Origin of the sequence: Peribacillus simplex, from assembly GCF_001578185.1 — a bacterium.
Taxonomy (GTDB): Bacteria; Bacillota; Bacilli; order Bacillales; family DSM-1321; genus Peribacillus; species Peribacillus simplex_A.
Map to the genome: position 1 here is coordinate 5025965 of NZ_CP011008.1, position 16641 is coordinate 5042605.

Annotated in this window: 12 protein-coding genes; 4 read left to right on the plus strand and 8 right to left on the minus strand. The window is 42.6% G+C overall.

Translation table 11 applies throughout. The annotated features are described in order from the left end of the window. Positions 1-125: 125 nt before the first annotated feature. The 5 genes from UP17_RS23630 to UP17_RS23650 all read right to left on the minus strand — a co-directional run bounded on the left by UP17_RS23630 (position 126) and on the right by UP17_RS23650 (position 8582). Positions 126-1232 (minus strand): DUF4097 family beta strand repeat-containing protein, encoded by a 1107-nt coding sequence (locus UP17_RS23630; RefSeq protein WP_250211726.1) that lies wholly within the window; start codon positions 1230-1232, stop codon positions 126-128. A gap of 225 nt (positions 1233-1457) precedes the next feature. Continuing rightward, positions 1458-4337 carry an excinuclease ABC subunit UvrA gene (gene uvrA, locus UP17_RS23635; protein ID WP_061465575.1) on the minus strand — a complete coding sequence of 960 codons (2880 nt, stop codon included), beginning with the start codon at positions 4335-4337 and terminating at the stop codon, positions 1458-1460. A gap of 6 nt (positions 4338-4343) precedes the next feature. Next, entirely contained in the window at positions 4344-6329 is a 1986-nt protein-coding gene (gene uvrB / locus UP17_RS23640) for an excinuclease ABC subunit UvrB (protein WP_061466296.1), read from the minus strand. Positions 6330-6548: 219 nt separating this feature from the next. After that, positions 6549-6779 (minus strand): CsbA family protein, encoded by a 231-nt coding sequence (locus UP17_RS23645; protein ID WP_061465576.1) that lies wholly within the window; start codon positions 6777-6779, stop codon positions 6549-6551. A 195-nt stretch (positions 6780-6974) separates the two neighbouring features. Next, the gene (locus UP17_RS23650; protein WP_061465577.1) at positions 6975-8582 is read right to left on the minus strand and encodes a catalase; all 1608 of its coding nucleotides are present in this window, start codon (positions 8580-8582) and stop codon (positions 6975-6977) included. 151 nt (positions 8583-8733) lie between these two features. Between UP17_RS23650 and UP17_RS27130 the strand changes: the two genes are divergently transcribed. The 3 genes from UP17_RS27130 to UP17_RS23660 all read left to right on the plus strand — a co-directional run bounded on the left by UP17_RS27130 (position 8734) and on the right by UP17_RS23660 (position 11946). Next, positions 8734-8892 carry an N-acetylmuramoyl-L-alanine amidase gene (locus UP17_RS27130; protein ID WP_284149591.1) on the plus strand — a complete coding sequence of 53 codons (159 nt, stop codon included), beginning with the start codon at positions 8734-8736 and terminating at the stop codon, positions 8890-8892. Positions 8893-8995: 103 nt separating this feature from the next. Continuing rightward, positions 8996-11224, plus strand: a complete 2229-nt coding sequence (locus UP17_RS23655) for an MMPL family transporter (protein WP_081109042.1) — start codon at positions 8996-8998, stop codon at positions 11222-11224. A 188-nt stretch (positions 11225-11412) separates the two neighbouring features. Further along, entirely contained in the window at positions 11413-11946 is a 534-nt protein-coding gene (locus UP17_RS23660) for a YceI family protein (RefSeq protein WP_061465578.1), read from the plus strand. A 56-nt stretch (positions 11947-12002) separates the two neighbouring features. On the opposite strand, the gene UP17_RS23665 is transcribed toward UP17_RS23660, so the two are convergent. Both UP17_RS23665 and UP17_RS23670 read right to left on the minus strand, forming a co-directional pair. Then, positions 12003-13058, minus strand: a complete 1056-nt coding sequence (locus UP17_RS23665; RefSeq protein WP_061465579.1) for a FecCD family ABC transporter permease — start codon at positions 13056-13058, stop codon at positions 12003-12005. Then, complete coding sequence (locus UP17_RS23670) at positions 13055-14059, minus strand: FecCD family ABC transporter permease (RefSeq protein WP_061465580.1); 1005 nt, start codon at positions 14057-14059, stop codon at positions 13055-13057. Before UP17_RS23670 ends, UP17_RS23665 begins: the two co-directional genes overlap by 4 nt. A 190-nt stretch (positions 14060-14249) precedes the next feature. On the opposite strand from UP17_RS23670, the gene UP17_RS23675 reads away from it, so the two are divergent. Next, positions 14250-15239 (plus strand): ABC transporter substrate-binding protein, encoded by a 990-nt coding sequence (locus tag UP17_RS23675; RefSeq protein WP_061465581.1) that lies wholly within the window; start codon positions 14250-14252, stop codon positions 15237-15239. Positions 15240-15335: 96 nt separating this feature from the next. On the opposite strand, the gene UP17_RS23680 is transcribed toward UP17_RS23675, so the two are convergent. Further along, positions 15336-16529: a PDZ domain-containing protein gene (locus UP17_RS23680; RefSeq protein ID WP_061465582.1), complete on the minus strand. Its 1194-nt coding sequence runs from the start codon at positions 16527-16529 to the stop codon at positions 15336-15338. Between the last annotated feature and the right edge of the window lie 112 nt (positions 16530-16641).

Sequence of the window (16641 nt, forward strand, 5' to 3'; positions counted from 1 at the left end):
TTGTCTGGAGCGGAAATCAACATCCAAATTGTACAAGCCATAAAAAAAATGTAGGCAAACTCGATTTTCATCGGATTTGCCTACATTCTGAGCCCGCCAGTTATATCAGCGTGCTTTATTTTTCTTCAGGAAACCGTTATCGCAGCAGTCTTGGTTTCTGCAAAAACATGAAGAACAGGGACCTCTTCTTTAACCGTTTTAAACTTAAGGACCTTTTGAACGACATCACTTTTCTCTTCGATGATGGTCATTCCTTCCAAGCTTACATTAAAGCTTCCTAAGTTGGATTTTAACTCCCCTTCAATCGCCTTACCTTGTGGCAGGATCAGCTGGACTTTTCCTGTAACTGACTTAGCATGTATTGAATCGCAATCCATCCCTGAATTAGTACAGACGATTTCCCCATTGAAAGTTTGAACATCCACTTTCTTGAAGTACCCATCGGCATTAATCGCTCCATTCAGGGTCTCAGCTTCCAAGTAATTAAAGTTGGTATCTGAAATGGTGATCATTCCATTACCCGTTTCAAGCTCACACGAATCACCTGTACCCTGCATGATATGAATGGCACCATTCGCTGTTTTTGCTTTAAGGTTCTCTGATTTCAATGACTCTGTCGTGATTGCACCATTGAACATCCTTACATGAATGTCATCATATTCCTTCCTTGGAATGTACATGATCGTATCGACCTTTATGGATTTTTCACGAACCTTGAACTTCATCTTTCCATCCTCGATCGAAAAATCGACTTCCTCCAAAAAGTTTTCCCTAGCTTCTTCCATATCCTCCACCCGGTATACCTTAGCTTGGCATTCAACCCGGACATCATTCTGATTCCATGTAGCGATTCTTATTTTCCCATTTGCTATATCTACATCAACTTCATTTAGAAAATCATAATCATGCTGAAAAATATGATTGACCTCCACAGATTTCCCGAAATTGAAATCAAGGTCTGTTTCTTTGATTTTCTTAAAAGCAGTTTCAACGAAATCTATAATCTTTTCTTTCGATGACTGGATATTCTTCTTAAACGTATCCTGAGTGCTTCCTTCGCTTTGCTTATCCACGACAACCGTCGATAATTCATTTTGTAATTTCTGCTCTTTTGCTTCACTTTCCTGACTAGCTTTTTCTAACTCTTCTAAAAGGCCCATAGCTTCTTCCGCTGATAGCTTGCCATCTTGAATCATTTCTAAAATTTTCTTTCTTTCCTCCTGCATGAACATTCCTCGCTTTCTCCTATCATTTTATTTATACATACGCCCAGATATCTAAAAAGTTTCATAAATACCATTTTTCCCATCATTCGACAAAGGAAAATGACAATTTCCGAAAAGGGAATTGTACGATTTCCTAGGAAATATCATGTTTACCTATTGTTTAATCAAATGATTGATTAAATGCACACTGTCATTTTTCTACAAAAAAAACAAGCCGGCCGGCTTGTTCTTTTAAGCATGTTCATGCTCTTGTTCTTTTTCTTCAATCCAATTTTCCATGCGAATTTGATCACGAGTCAGTACTGGTTTTAAGTATTTCCCCGTATATGATTCGGACACTTCACATATTTTTTCAGGTGTACCATAAGTGACGATCGTTCCGCCCTTGTCTCCGCCTTCCGGACCTAGGTCAATAATATGGTCCGCTGTCTTGATGACATCCAGATTATGCTCAATCACCAAAACTGTATCCCCATTGTCAACCAGCCGCTGCAAGACCTCAAGCAACCTCGCTATATCGTGGACATGAAGTCCTGTAGTTGGTTCATCCAAGATATAAAAGGAGCGCCCAGTGGAACGGCGATGCAATTCAGAAGCAAGTTTCACCCTTTGCGCTTCCCCCCCTGATAAAGTGGTCGCAGGCTGTCCAAGCTTGATATAACCCAAGCCAACGTCAAAAATCGTTTGTAGCTTACGTTTGATTTTCGGGATATTTTCAAAGAAACTAACGCCTTCCTCAACTGTCATATCGAGAATGTCAGAGATGTTTTTCCCTTTATATTTCACTTCAAGCGTTTCCCTGTTATAACGTTTCCCATGACAGATTTCACATGGGACATAGACATCAGGGAGAAAATGCATTTCAATCTTGATAATGCCATCACCACGGCAAGCTTCACAGCGGCCGCCCTTCACATTGAAACTGAACCGTCCTTTTTTATAACCGCGGATCTTCGCTTCATTAGTCGAGGCAAAAACGTCACGAACATCATCAAATACACCTGTATAGGTAGCTGGATTTGATCTTGGCGTTCTACCGATCGGTGATTGGTCTATATCAATGACTTTGTCTAAATGCTCAATGCCCTTGATCTCACGGAAATCTCCTGGTCTAGCTTTGGCCCGATTCAGCTTTTGAGCCAAAGACTTATGGAGGATCTCATTCACCAATGTACTTTTCCCTGATCCCGAGACCCCTGTAACGGCTGTAAAGACTCCAAGAGGGAATTTTACATTAACGTTTTTCAAATTATTTTCCTTGGCACCCTTTATTTCAATGACACGACCATCATTCTTCCGGCGTTCCAATGGCAAAGGAATGAATTTCTTCCCTGCTAAATATTGGCCCGTTAACGATTTAGGATTATTCATGACCTCTTCCGGAGTCCCAGCGGCCACTATTTCTCCCCCATGGGCTCCTGCTCCAGGACCAACATCGATCAAATAATCCGCTGCAAGCATCGTATCTTCATCGTGCTCAACAACAATCAGGGTGTTCCCGATTTCGCGCATATTCTTTAACGTTTCAATTAATCGATCATTATCCCTCTGATGCAGCCCTATTGAAGGTTCATCTAAGATGTACAGGACTCCTGTCAATCGGGAACCGATCTGCGTCGCCAATCGTATACGTTGCGCCTCGCCGCCTGATAATGTTCCTGCTGCCCTGCTCAACGTCAGATATTCCAAACCTACATTGGCTAGAAAACCGAGCCGCTCATGAATTTCACGTAAAATCAATCTCGCAATTGCAGCTTCCTTTTCAGTCAGATCAAGCTTATCGAAAAATACTAACGCATCTTCCACTGATAAAGCTGTTGTTTCACTTATATGGGCCCCTTGTATGAGCACAGAAAGACTCTCTTTTTTCAATCGGTGACCCTTACAGGTTGGACAGTGGTGTTCTGACATATATTTCTGCATTTGCTCACGAATAAAGTCTGAACTCGTCTCCTTGAAGCGCCTTTCAATGTTTCTTAAAACTCCTTCAAAAGGAATATATCCTTCTTGCACTCTTCCAAAATCATTTTTATAACGGAAATAAATCTTATCTTTACCTGAACCAAGCAAGACCTTCTCCAATTTATCTTCCGGTAAATCTTTAACGGGCATATCCATATCTATCGCATAATGGTTGGCTACCGCTTCAAGAAGCTGGGGATAATATTGAGAACTCGTCGGCTCCCATGGCGCAATAGCATGCTGACGGAGGCTTAATTCCTTATTCGGGATGACCAGATCACGGTCCACCTCAAGCCTCGCCCCCAAACCATCACAATCCGGGCAGGCTCCAAAAGGGCTATTGAAGGAGAACATCCTCGGCTCTAACTCTTCAATCGAAAATCCGCAGTATGGACAAGCATGATGTTCACTGAACAGCAGCTCTTCTTCACCCATAACGTCAATGATGACCTTGCCTTCGCCAAGCTTCAAAGCACTTTCCAGTGAATCTGCCAGCCGCGCCATGACACCCTCTTTAATGACGATCCGGTCTATTATGACTTCAATCGAATGTTTTTTATTTTTTTCGAGAGTGATCTCATCACTAAGATCATGCATTTCCCCGTTCACACGAACTCGGACATATCCTTGTTTCTTAACTTCCTCCAAAACCTTTGCATGTGTCCCTTTTCTGCCTGAGACAAGCGGTGCCAATACCTGAAGCTTGGTTCGCTCAGGGTAATCAAGGATGCGGTCCACCATTTGCTCAATCGTTTGTGAGGTGATTTCAATATTATGGATCGGACAGGTCGGCCTGCCCACCCGTGCATATAACAGCCTTAAATAATCATAGATTTCCGTAACAGTCCCTACGGTTGAACGAGGATTTCGACTGGTCGTTTTCTGGTCTATGGAAATGGCTGGTGACAAACCTTCAATCGCATCGACATCCGGTTTATCCACTTGGCCCAAAAATTGACGCGCATAAGCGGACAGTGATTCCACATAACGTCTTTGCCCTTCTGCATAAATCGTGTCAAAGGCCAAGGAAGACTTTCCAGATCCGGATAATCCGGTTAGCACAACAAGTTTGTCTCTCGGTATCGTGATATCAATATTCTTTAAATTGTTGGCCCTGGCGCCTTTTATCACAATTTTATCCATTGCCATGTTTCGTCACCCTTCCGCTTTTAACTCTAGTAATAAATCACGTAGCTCGGCAGCTCGCTCGAAGTCCAGTGCCTTAGCAGCTTCCTTCATTTCTTTTTCCATGCTTGCCATCACTTTAACACGCTCTTTTTTAGGGAGCTTCGCGAGGCTTGGTGCAAGATCTTCTTTATACGCTTCTCCTTCTTCGGCTACATGTGTGGCCCTGATGGAGTCTCGGATATCCTTTTGAATGGTTTGAGGCATTATTCCATGCTCTTTATTATAATTTTCCTGTATTTCACGGCGCCGCCTCGTTTCATTGATGGCAAGTTCCATCGAATTCGTGATGCGGTCTGCATACATGATAACGTGACCGTTTGCATTACGGGCTGCACGGCCCATCGTTTGAATAAGCGAACGTTCCGAGCGAAGGAACCCTTCTTTATCGGCATCCAGAATGGTCACTAATGACACTTCCGGAATATCCAGGCCTTCCCTTAATAGATTGATTCCGACAAGTACATCATATTTGCCCATTCGCAGTTCCCGGATGATTTCTATCCTGTCTAAGGTCTTCACTTCCGAATGAAGGTATTGGACCTTGATGCCAATTTCCTTTAAATAATCAGTTAAATCTTCAGACATCTTTTTCGTTAAGGTCGTAATGAGGACACGTTCGTTCTTTTTGACCCGCTCCTGTATTTCACCGATCAAGTCATCTATCTGTCCTTCAATTGGCCGCACTTCAATCGTTGGATCCAGCAATCCGGTTGGACGGATGATCTGCTGAACCATTTCTGGCGTATGTTCGAGTTCATATGGTCCCGGAGTTGCCGAAACGAATATGGATTGATGGACCTTTTTTTCGAATTCTTCAAATCTTAGAGGGCGGTTATCTTTTGCAGACGGCAGACGGAAGCCATGATCGACAAGCACTTGCTTTCGTGCCTGATCTCCATTGAACATGCCCCGGATTTGCGAAAGGGTAACGTGTGATTCATCCACGACCAATAGGAAGTCCTCTGGAAAGTAATCCATTAAAGTGTAAGGTGTCGCACCTGATGGGCGAAGCGTTAGATGGCGGGAATAGTTCTCTATCCCTGAACAAAAGCCCATTTCCCGCATCATTTCCAAATCATAACGGGTCCGCTGCTCCAAGCGCTGTGCTTCAAGAAGTTTTTCATCTTCCCTTAATTCCTTTAATCTCTCTTCCAGTTCCATGTCGATATTCTGAATGGCTATCCTCATTTTCTCTTCTCGGGTTACGAAATGGGAAGCTGGGAAAATAGCGATATGTTCGCGTTCACCTGTGATTTCACCAGTCAGGGCATCGACTTCACGGATACGGTCTATCTCATCTCCGAAAAACTCGACCCGTACACAATGTTCATCGCGTGATGCCGGGAAAATTTCAACCACGTCACCGCGAACGCGGAAAGTTCCCCGTTGAAAAGCAATATCATTCCGCTCATATTGAATATCCACGAGCCTGTGGAGCAAGGCATTTCGGTCTATTTCCATGCCTGTACGGAGAGAAACAACCATCTCCCTGTACTCTTCCGGAGAACCCAGCCCATATATGCACGAAACACTGGCAATGATGATGACATCTTTCCTTTCGAACAATGACGAGGTTGCCGAGTGACGCAGTTTATCGATTTCATCATTGATGCTTGCATCTTTTTCGATGAATGTATCAGTGGAGGGAACATAAGCTTCTGGCTGGTAGTAATCATAATAGCTGACGAAGTATTCAACGGCATTATTAGGGAAAAACTCTTTGAACTCACTGTAAAGCTGCCCTGCCAACGTTTTATTGTGGGCAATGACAAGTGTCGGTTTATTGATTTGTTGAATAACATTCGAAACGGTAAACGTTTTCCCTGTCCCCGTTGCCCCCAATAATGTCTGCATTTCCTTTCCCTCTTTAATGCCTTCGACAAGCATTTCAATTGCTGCAGGTTGATCTCCTTGAGGAGAGTATTTTGAGACTAACTCAAACTTATCCTTCACCAAGCATAGCCTCCTATTGAAATATTTTTATATGAAAACGGGACATGAGCATATCCCTTCTATTTATTCCGGTTTAAGAAAGTATATATACTCATTCTACCACAATAGCCTCAAAACAAACCAGCAATAAGCGAACATCCATTCTACTTTTTAGTTTTATGGACTCATGGTTCGTTGAGGGAAATGGAAAGTTTTTAGAAAAAAAAAGCACCTTTGATGTCAGGCGCTCTTGGATGTTCGTTTCATCATTCTTTTTGATAACCAAAATCCCACTGTAAGGGATAAGGCATCAACGATGATCAATAAGTTTGTATGCGTATAACCTTTATATGCAGAAGCTGTAATCAAGGCAACAGTTAAAACAAGGCCCACGACATTGTTATAGGTGACTCTTGAAAATAGCATGACAAGTAGACAAGGAAAGAAAAGGGCAGAAAGAATTTTAATCATTTTTTCATCTCCTTTATAAGAGAAAAATAGAGTAGTTTCAGTTTAAATGATTATGAAGTTTTTTGCCAATTAATTTCCCACTAGTTTTTCAAAAGCATCCTTAGAAGATCGTTCCACCCACCCATCCATCAATTATGCCCATAAAAAAAAGAGGCAAACCCCTTTTAAAGGGATGTTTGCTTCTTTTCAGACCAATCAATATGGATCGGCTTCATGTCCTTTTCTAACTGCGGCCTCCGGGTTATCCGTTCCACCCAGAGGTTTTGAAGATTCCGTATGTTTAGAAGCCGAGGCTAATCCCTCTTTCAATCTGCGGCCATACTCTTCATCAGCCTCTTCAGCGAGGGCAATCATTTTTACCTGAATGCGCTTGTCGGCAGGAGCCAATGCCGACACTAAATTGGAGATTAAATCATCTTTTTCCCAATCTTCGAATTCACGGAATGTTTCACCGGCCTGCTTCGTATTGCTTTGGCGATCGATCGTCTCACGGACAAGTTTCCCTTCTACCATAGGTGTATACTCCTTGCCCGTCTGTTCAGCTTCTTTCAAACCGCCAACTGTTGATGGTTCGTAGTTGATGTGGGGGCTTTGGTTCCCCCTGCCAACTTCATATTGCATCTGTCCGCCAGTCTGATTCGTGGCTGTCCGTTTCTTTGGAGCATTAATCGGCAATTGCAGGTAATTCGCGCCAACACGGTGACGCTGTGTATCAGAATAAGAAAAAGTACGTCCCTGTAACATCTTGTCATCCGAGAAGTCCAATCCATCCACTAGGACACCCGTGCCGAATGCAGCCTGTTCCACTTCAGTGAAATAGTCTTCCGGATTCTTATCCAATACCATCGTACCGACATGCAGCCATGGGAATTCATCTTTCGGCCAGATCTTTGTATCGTCCAGCGGGTCAAAATCCAATTCAGGATGATCGTCATCACTCATGATCTGTACGTTTAGATCCCATTCCGGGTAGTCCCCACGTTCGATCGCTTCATATAAATCCTGTGTGGCATGATTGAAATTCGTAGCTTGTATTTCATTAGCCTCATTCTGTGTCAGGTTCTTGATCCCTTGTTTCGGTTCCCAGTGATACTTGACAAGTACGGCTTTGCCTTCCTCATTCACCCATTTATAAGTATTGACCCCTGACCCTTGCATCATGCGGTAATTGGCAGGAATGCCCCAAGGGGAAAAAACAAACGTAATCATATGAAATGTTTCTGGGGAGCTGGAGCAAAAATCGAAAATCCTTCTTCCGTCCTGGATATTCGTAACCGGATCCGGTTTGAATGCATGGATCAGATCAGGGAATTTCATGGCATCTCGGATAAAGAATATCTTCAGATTATTCCCTACAAGATCCCAGTTCCCATCCTCCGTATAAAATTTTACGGCAAACCCCCTGGGATCACGTAGCGTTTCCGGTGACGTCCCTCCATGAATAACAGATGAAAATCTCACGAATACCGGTGTTTTTTTACCTTTTTCCTGAAAAACCTTCGCTCTCGTATATTTTGAAATCGGCTCTTCCCCTGCTTTACCAGTCGGAACAAAATAACCATGTGCACCTGCACCACGGGCATGCACGACACGTTCAGGAATCCGCTCCCTATCGAAGTGGCTGATCTTTTCCAGGAAATCGTAGTTCTCAAGTGTACTTGGACCTCTGTTCCCTACAGTTCTAAGACTCTGGTTATTCGTTACGGGGTGCCCTTGCCTGTTCGTTAATGTTTCTTGCGCTTCATCATTGGTTTTTTTGGATTTATCAGACAAAAAATTCCCTCCTTTGTTAATAAAAGCCATAACACCACTATACTTTCCCCTATTCCCTTTATTTCACTCTTCAATCTTCAAATTTAATAGAAATCAGATAAATAATTGCTTTTCTCCTATATGTGAATAAGTATATTTTCACTCCATTAATAACGCCGCTTCATAAAATCGAAAAAAACATATAAGGAATCGAGGTACAAAAATGCGTAATGTTATTAGAGCTAATAAACAACCTGCCATTTTAGTTGGATCAGGATTCATTCCCAATCCTACGGAAGAAAAACTGTTAGCACCCAGTAACTATCAAGATATGCTGCAAACGGGATTCATGATGGATTGAAGGCTTTAGAAACATGAAGGGAGCATACCCATTTTTGTATAAGCTAGCAAAACTCAAATATAATGAAGTAAGGATAAAAAATTCAAAAAGCGGGGTGCCTTCATTGGACGAATCAATATTAGGAAGACTTGGCAGGATGATGACTGGAAAAACCAGTCGTTGGATTGTCATTGCTGTATGGATAATTACAGCAATTCTATTAACCTTCACATTGCCTGCAGTAAATGATCGAACAGCGAATAATGCCGCTGACTTGCCTGCAGACTCTGCTTCTGTCGTGGCTGATGAACTTATTAAAGAAGAGTTTCCGAATTCTTCAGGATTACCGGCCCTGCTGACATGGCATCGGGAAGGCGGTCTGACAGCAGCCGACTTGGCCGAAATCCAGTACATTTCCAAAGAACTTACAGATAACCCACTTACACAGCAATCTTTTTTACCACCGCTTCATGACATCCCATTGCCTGCTCTGCAAGAATCAGTTTCAGAGGATGGAACGACTTTCGTACAGCCGCTTTTCTTTAAGGAAAAGACCGGGACTGCCATTCTGGAAAAAAATCTTGGAACCATTAATGAAATAGTATCGGCACGCATTGGGTCGGACCCATTCAAGGTCTCGACGGATTCAGATGAATTATCCCTTCGAGTGACGGGCCCTGTAGGGATATCCGTCGATGCAACGGGATTATTTTCAGGTGCTGATTTCCAATTGCTTTTAGCGACTGTAATACTTGTACTTGTTGTCTTATTACTCATTTACCGTTCCCCGCTTTTAGCCATCATTCCGCTAATCGGAGTAGGCTTCGCCTATCTTGTCACAAGTCCGATCCTTGGATTCATGGCAGACCATGGTTGGATTACAGTCGATTCACAGGCCATTTCAATCATGACCGTATTATTATTCGGTGCCGGAACGGATTATTGTCTATTTTTAATCTCTCACTACAGAAGTGAATTAAGGACTCATGAAAGTAAACGGGATGCCATGATCGCGGCATTCAAAGATTCATCAGGCGCCATTGCGATGAGCGGCCTTACGATCGTCATTTCCCTACTAACATTGCTTGTAGCCAAATACGGAGCCTATCACCGTTTTGCTGTACCATTCAGCTTGTCCATTTTAATCATGATGGTAGCGGCTTTAACACTTGTACCGGCATTGCTTTCTGTATTCGGCAGGGCTTCCTTCTTCCCAATCGTTCCTCGCACACCAGAAATGGAAGAAGCACGTGCTAAGAAAAAGGGAAAATCCGTCAAAAAACTTAAAGGATCAGGCCGAATCGGTAATTGGATTGGTAATATCGTCACAACCAAACCATGGACCGTCATCCTTACATGCCTGATCATCTTCAGTGTTTTAGCTGGATATTCTTCGCAAATAAAATATTCATATGATATTCTCTCTTCTTTCCCTAAAGATATGAACTCCCGGGAAGGCTATACTGTCATATCCAACTCTTATTCACCAGGCGAACTGGCACCAGCCACAGTGGTTGTCGATACGGATGGTAAGGATATCGATTTGTCGGATGCATTAAAAGGGATGAGCATCGTTGACAGTGTTGCTGATCCAGTTACAAGTAAATCAAATAAAAGTCTGCAATCCTATGAAGTCACATTCAACATAAACCCATATGATATCGAGGCCATTGATTCAATTCCAGAAATCCGCAACATGGCGGAGAAAGAATTGAAGGCGGCCAATGTCTCTTCAGTTGATGAAAAGGTTTGGGTTGGCGGGCAAACTGCGACACAATTTGATAAAAGGGATACCGTAAAAGCCGATGAATTCATGATCATCCCGATTATCATCGTCCTGATTTCCTTGCTCCTTTTAGCCTACTTGCGATCTGTGACAGCCATGGTGTATTTAATGGGAACGGTCATACTCTCATTCTTTGCAGCTATGGGCTTAGGCTGGATAATCTTGCACTATTTCATGGGTGTGGATGCCATAGAGGGGACAATTCCACTTTATTCATTCGTATTCCTGGTCGCACTTGGAGAAGATTATAACATTTTCATGGTTTCAAGCATTTGGCGCAAGAAAAAGACGATGCCAATCAAGCAGTCCATAAGAGAAGGCGTTGCAGAAACTAGCGGTGTGATCACTTCCGCCGGAATAATCTTGGCAGCCACCTTTTCCGTTCTTGCCACACTTCCCATTCAAGTATTGGTTCAATTCGGGCTCATTACCGCCCTGGGTGTGTTAATGGACACATTCATCGTACGCCCTTTCCTGGTTCCTGCGATAACCGCCCTACTTGGCCGACGTGCCTTTTGGCCGAGTAAAGTGACTAATCAACAAGTGAAACAACATGACAATTTATAAAGAAAGGTAATCACACCTCTTCTTAAAAAGCCCTGTGCCCCTTAAATGCACAGGGTTTTTACACGTTTTCTAAATAAAGGAAAACTTTAAGTTGACACCATTACTTTCACCTCTTATAATTACATTAAGTTCAAGTATCTCAAATTAAAGATATATAAGTTCAAGATTAATATTCAGGAGGAATAACCATGACCAATACAAAATGGACAGTCGACCCGACTCACAGTTCTATTGAATTTTCTGTAAAACATATGATGATCGCTAAAGTAAAAGGAAGTTTTGGCAAATTCGAGGCAATCATTTCAGCAAATCCATCGGATCTAACAACTGCGGATATCGAGTTTACCGTTGATGTGGCCAGTATTGACACACGCAATGCAGATCGGGATAATCACTTGCGTTCTGCTGACTTTTTTGATGTAGAAAAAAATCCTACATTATCATTCAAATCAACAAAAATAGTAAACACGGATGATGATGAATACGATGTAACAGGTAATGTAACCCTTAACGGAATCACACAAGAAGAAACTTTCGCCATCACCTTCGAAGGCCAAGGAAAAGATCCATGGGGTAATGAAAAAGCAGGCTTTAGCGGAAAAGGGAAAATTAAACGCAGTGATTATGGTTTAACCTATAACGCAGCATTAGAAACAGGCGGCGTACTAATCGGGGATCAAATCACTCTAACCATCGAAATCGAAGCAGCTAAAGAAGCTTAATGAAATAAAGAAGCAGCCATCGCTAGGATGACTGCTTCTTTCTACATTTACCGGATTTACGAATTCCTCGTTTTATACAGTAAATAAATGAAGTATGGAGCCCCGATGCTCGCTGTAAAGACACCAGCCGGTATTTCCAAAGGTGAGAATAAGGTCCGTCCAACCAAATCCGCCACCATAACCAGGATGCCACCTAGCAAAGCTGAAGTCGGCAATAACACTCCAAAACTCGAACCAACCAGCCTTCTAGCCATGTGGGGTGCCATTAATCCCACAAAGCCTATTCCTCCAGCAAAAGCGGTAGAACCACCAATCAATGCTGTACTGATCATCAATAATGTAAAGCGCTGTTTTTGGACATGCCCCCCAAGCCCCGTTGCAAGGTCATCGCCTAGCTCCTGTAAATTAATATTTCTAGCATACAGAAAGGCAAGTAAAAGGAATAGAATCGTCCACGGAGCAAGCACAGCAATATTACTCCAGCTGGAGTTTGACACTGATCCCGTGATCCAAAGGTTTGCCTGGCTCGCTAGAAAGACTGGGCCAAGAATCATCATCAATGTTGTGAGTGCCTTCATTAAAGCCATCACCCCAATCCCGATCAACACAAGCCTTATCGGGGGAACTCCATTTTTCCAGGCTAAGGAATAAACAAGTAAAGCTACGACTGTCGCCCCAATGAATGCAGCTAACGGCAGCCAATTGATGCTCACCGTTAACGAATGATTCTTGTCGCTAAAAATGGCCATGAAGCCAACGACCGCTACAGTCGCTCCTCCTGTTATCCCCAAGATGTCAGGGGAGGCAAGTGGATTTCGAATCATCCCTTGCAGGATTCCTCCAGCTACAGCAAGACCCATCCCTACCAAGAGAGCAACGATTATTCTAGGCAGCCGGAAAGATTGGATGATAAGCCGATCGCCCTCAGTTCCCCCTCCGATAAAGACCTGGAGGACACTCAAAGGATGTATATTCATTTCACCCACTCCAGTACTGATCACAAGTACTAATGAAGTGACTAAAAATAATATAAAGATCACGATCATGGCTTTTTTATCCATTAAGAATGATATTTTTTCATTAAACAAACGAAAGCTCTTAAACGATTTCATCGACCGCTGAACCCCTTTCTAGCTATATAAATAAAGAATGGGGTTCCGATTATGGCTGTCATGACTCCAACCGGAACTTCTCGAGGCATCAGGATATACCTGGATATGATATCTGCTGTGATCAAAAGCACCGCTCCGAAAAGTCCAGAGAACGGAATCAACCAGCGATGATCAATGCCTACTATTGAACGGGTAAGATGCGGAACGACAATTCCTATAAAACCAATCGGGCCTGCAACCGCCACTGATCCTCCAGCGAGCAGAATGATTGCCAGTCCCAGAACAATTTTAAGGAAAACTATATTCAGTCCAAGACCTTTTGCAACATCTTCACCCATGGATAACACATTCATTTTACCGGAGACGACCAAGGCAATGCCCCAGCCAACAGTAAGATAAGGGAGGACGGCTATTAAATTGTCTAAACTTCTTCCGGAAACTGATCCAGCAAGCCAGAATAGGACTTGCTCTAAAAGGGCCTCGTTGGAAACGAGAAGACCTTGTGTCAGTGAAGATACCATGGCAGTCATGGCTGCACCGGCCAATGTCAGCTTCATCGGTGTCAAGCCGCCCCGTCCCATGCTTCCTATCATATATATGCTTATCGCGGCTATGGCTGCCCCTATAAAAGACAACCAAGTGAATACTTGAAGATTGCTTATCCCAAAAACGGTGACCCCAGTGACAACCGCCAATCCCGCGCCTGCGTTGACCCCGAATATATCTGGAGATGCGAGGGGATTTTTAGTCAGCGTTTGCATCAAAACCCCCGAGATGGCTAAACTTGCACCAATTGCCGATGCGATCAGGGCCCGTGGAAGTCTGACTGATTGAATGACAATGTGTTCATTCGTCCCATTGAAATGGGTAAAAGCATCAATGGCCATTTGCCATGTTGTATTTGTATATCCGTATACAATGCTTGAGCATAGTAAAAAAAGCAACAAAAGAATGGTAATGAATAGCCCCATCCATTTCTGCCATGAATTTTTTAATAACATAACCAGTTACCTTTCCAATCACGTTTGTAAATCCTTATTTTATTCAATTGTACTGGCGTTAACAGGATTATGTCAATGATTTTGAGAATCATTTTCAATTATATATTGACAGAAAAGTATATTCATTTTATGATGATGCTGGTAAGTGCGAATGATTATCATTTGCTTTAAAATTGGGAGGGATACATAGATGTTTAGATTAAAGTCACTTTTAACGATTTTTACAATATTTGCAGTCTTCCTTTTAGCAGCTTGCGGGAATTCGAAGGATCAAGCCGAAGGAAATAAAGCTGAAGACAAGAAAAAAGACACAAGCTACACAATAGAGCATGCCATGGGCACTACCGAATTGAAAAAAACGCCTAAAAGAGTGGTCGTTCTAACAAATGAAGGCACTGAAGCATTACTTGCTTTAGGAATCAAACCTGTTGGTGCCGTTAAATCATGGCTTGGTGACCCTTGGTACGACCATATTAAAGATGATATGGATGGGGTCGAAGTTGTTGGTGTTGAACATGAAGTTAACTTAGAGAAAATCGCATCACTGAAGCCTGATTTGATTATCGGAAGCAAGATACGCCAAGAAGCTGTTTATGATAAGTTAAATGCAATCGCCCCTACCGTTTTTTCTGAAACGCTAAGAGGAGATTGGAAAGAAAACTTTAAACTATATGCGAAAGCCTTGAACCTTGAAGAAAAAGGAAACGACGTAATTGCTAAATTCGATAAACGCACAGAAGATCTTAAAGCTAAATTGGGTGATAAGGTAAATCAAAAAGTTTCCATTGTTCGTTTCATGGCTGGAACAACTCGTATTTATTATACAGATTCATTCTCTGGAGTGATTTTCGATCAATTAGGATTTAAACGTCCAGAACAACAGAAGGAACTGTTCACTCCAAATAATAAATTAGGCAACCTTGCCATCGAGGTTGGGAAAGAAGCCATCCCTAAAATGGATGGAGATATTCTCTTTTACTTCACCTACGCTCCTGAAGGCGACAAACAAGCACTAAGCTCTGCAAAAGAGTGGACTAATGATCCACTTTGGAAAAACCTTGATGCAGTCAAAAAAGGAAATGCTTATGAGGTTAGTGACGCAACATGGAATACGGCCGGCGGAGTAATAGCAGCTAATAAAATGCTGGACGATATAGAAAAAATCATGCTTAAAAAGTAAAAATACGGATCGCGATCCTACTGAAAACGGCCTTTCTCGATATAAGATTCGAGAAAGGCCGTTTTACTTTACATTCATGCGCTTCGCTTAAATGACTTACCCCGCTTGTCCACTTTCCTTTAATTGATCGTCAACGAACAAGATGCCCAATTCGTAATGCTCCCCGTCAAATAGGGCTCTTTGCACAAAACGAATCTGTTCATTATTATCGATGACCTCAAGCTTGCAATGCGCCCGGTTTATTTGTAGCGCCCTGTATAACTCTTCTTCTTCCCTGACGACGACACCATTTATTTTCGAAATGACCTCCCCTTTAAGCAACCCCATCTTATCTGCCGGAGATTGAGGGATTATGCCTAAGATCTGGACACCAAGCTTACTTTTTGAAAAATAAAAAGGGAGCTTTCCATCCATTGCCTTTTGGGAATAATGCAGGAATTCTCGACCCAGGATTGCTAAAATGGCCGTAATGATTGCCAATGGCGGGTACCAGTAACCAACTGCCGCTAATAGCGTAATCACAAATCCCAATGCTCCTATCTTTTTGCCTTGCGCCCTAATGGCCTGTTCCGGGAGCGTCCCATGAACTTTTTGCTTGAAGCCGATTAAAATGGGAAGCACGATTGGCGACAGATTTATGTCCCCGATTGAAAAAACCGGATACCATTCGAAAGGCGCTGGAAGCTGTCCTCCTGGAATCATAACGAACATTGGAATTAGCCAGATTCGCTGTGAAACATACACACCTATCGGCTGCCCCCTCTTGGATACCTCCAACTGTGGGGATACCCTTTTACTTCCATTGCCTACAATCAAAAACCCTTCAGCAATCAGCAATAACCCTATCAAAATAACAAGTGTCGGATATACGGACTGATCCAGCTGATTAAATGCATCCTGAAATACCGTCAGCTTGATATCTCTATCATATAAAAAGAAAAGGATAAAGAAAGTGAGTCCCACTGTATAAACGGGGGAAACGAACCTCCTTTTCATGGATAACATAGACAAGATCGTAACCCCTGCCATGATGAACAGCGCCGCCAAGGGAATGGTGAGTCCCAAAGCCAACGTGAGGACAGAAAGGATTAATCCCCATATCAACCCTTGAGGTAACATGGAACGCAGCTCCATGGAAATACTGTAGATCTTCGTATTAAAATCATGGCGTTCCCGTTTAACGCGAAGATAGCCGATGAATAAACAATATGCAATCGAAACATAAAGCAAAGGATGAAGGAAGAGTTTTCCTAATCCCATTAAGCATGCTATCAGCCAATCCGTTGTCAATTTCTATCCACCATCCTCAAAAGTAATCAAAATTTTGTTGAATTTCGTTCTGGTCATATACCTCCTATTCTATCAAAAATGTAACCTCCCTGCCTATTAAGATGCAGAAAAA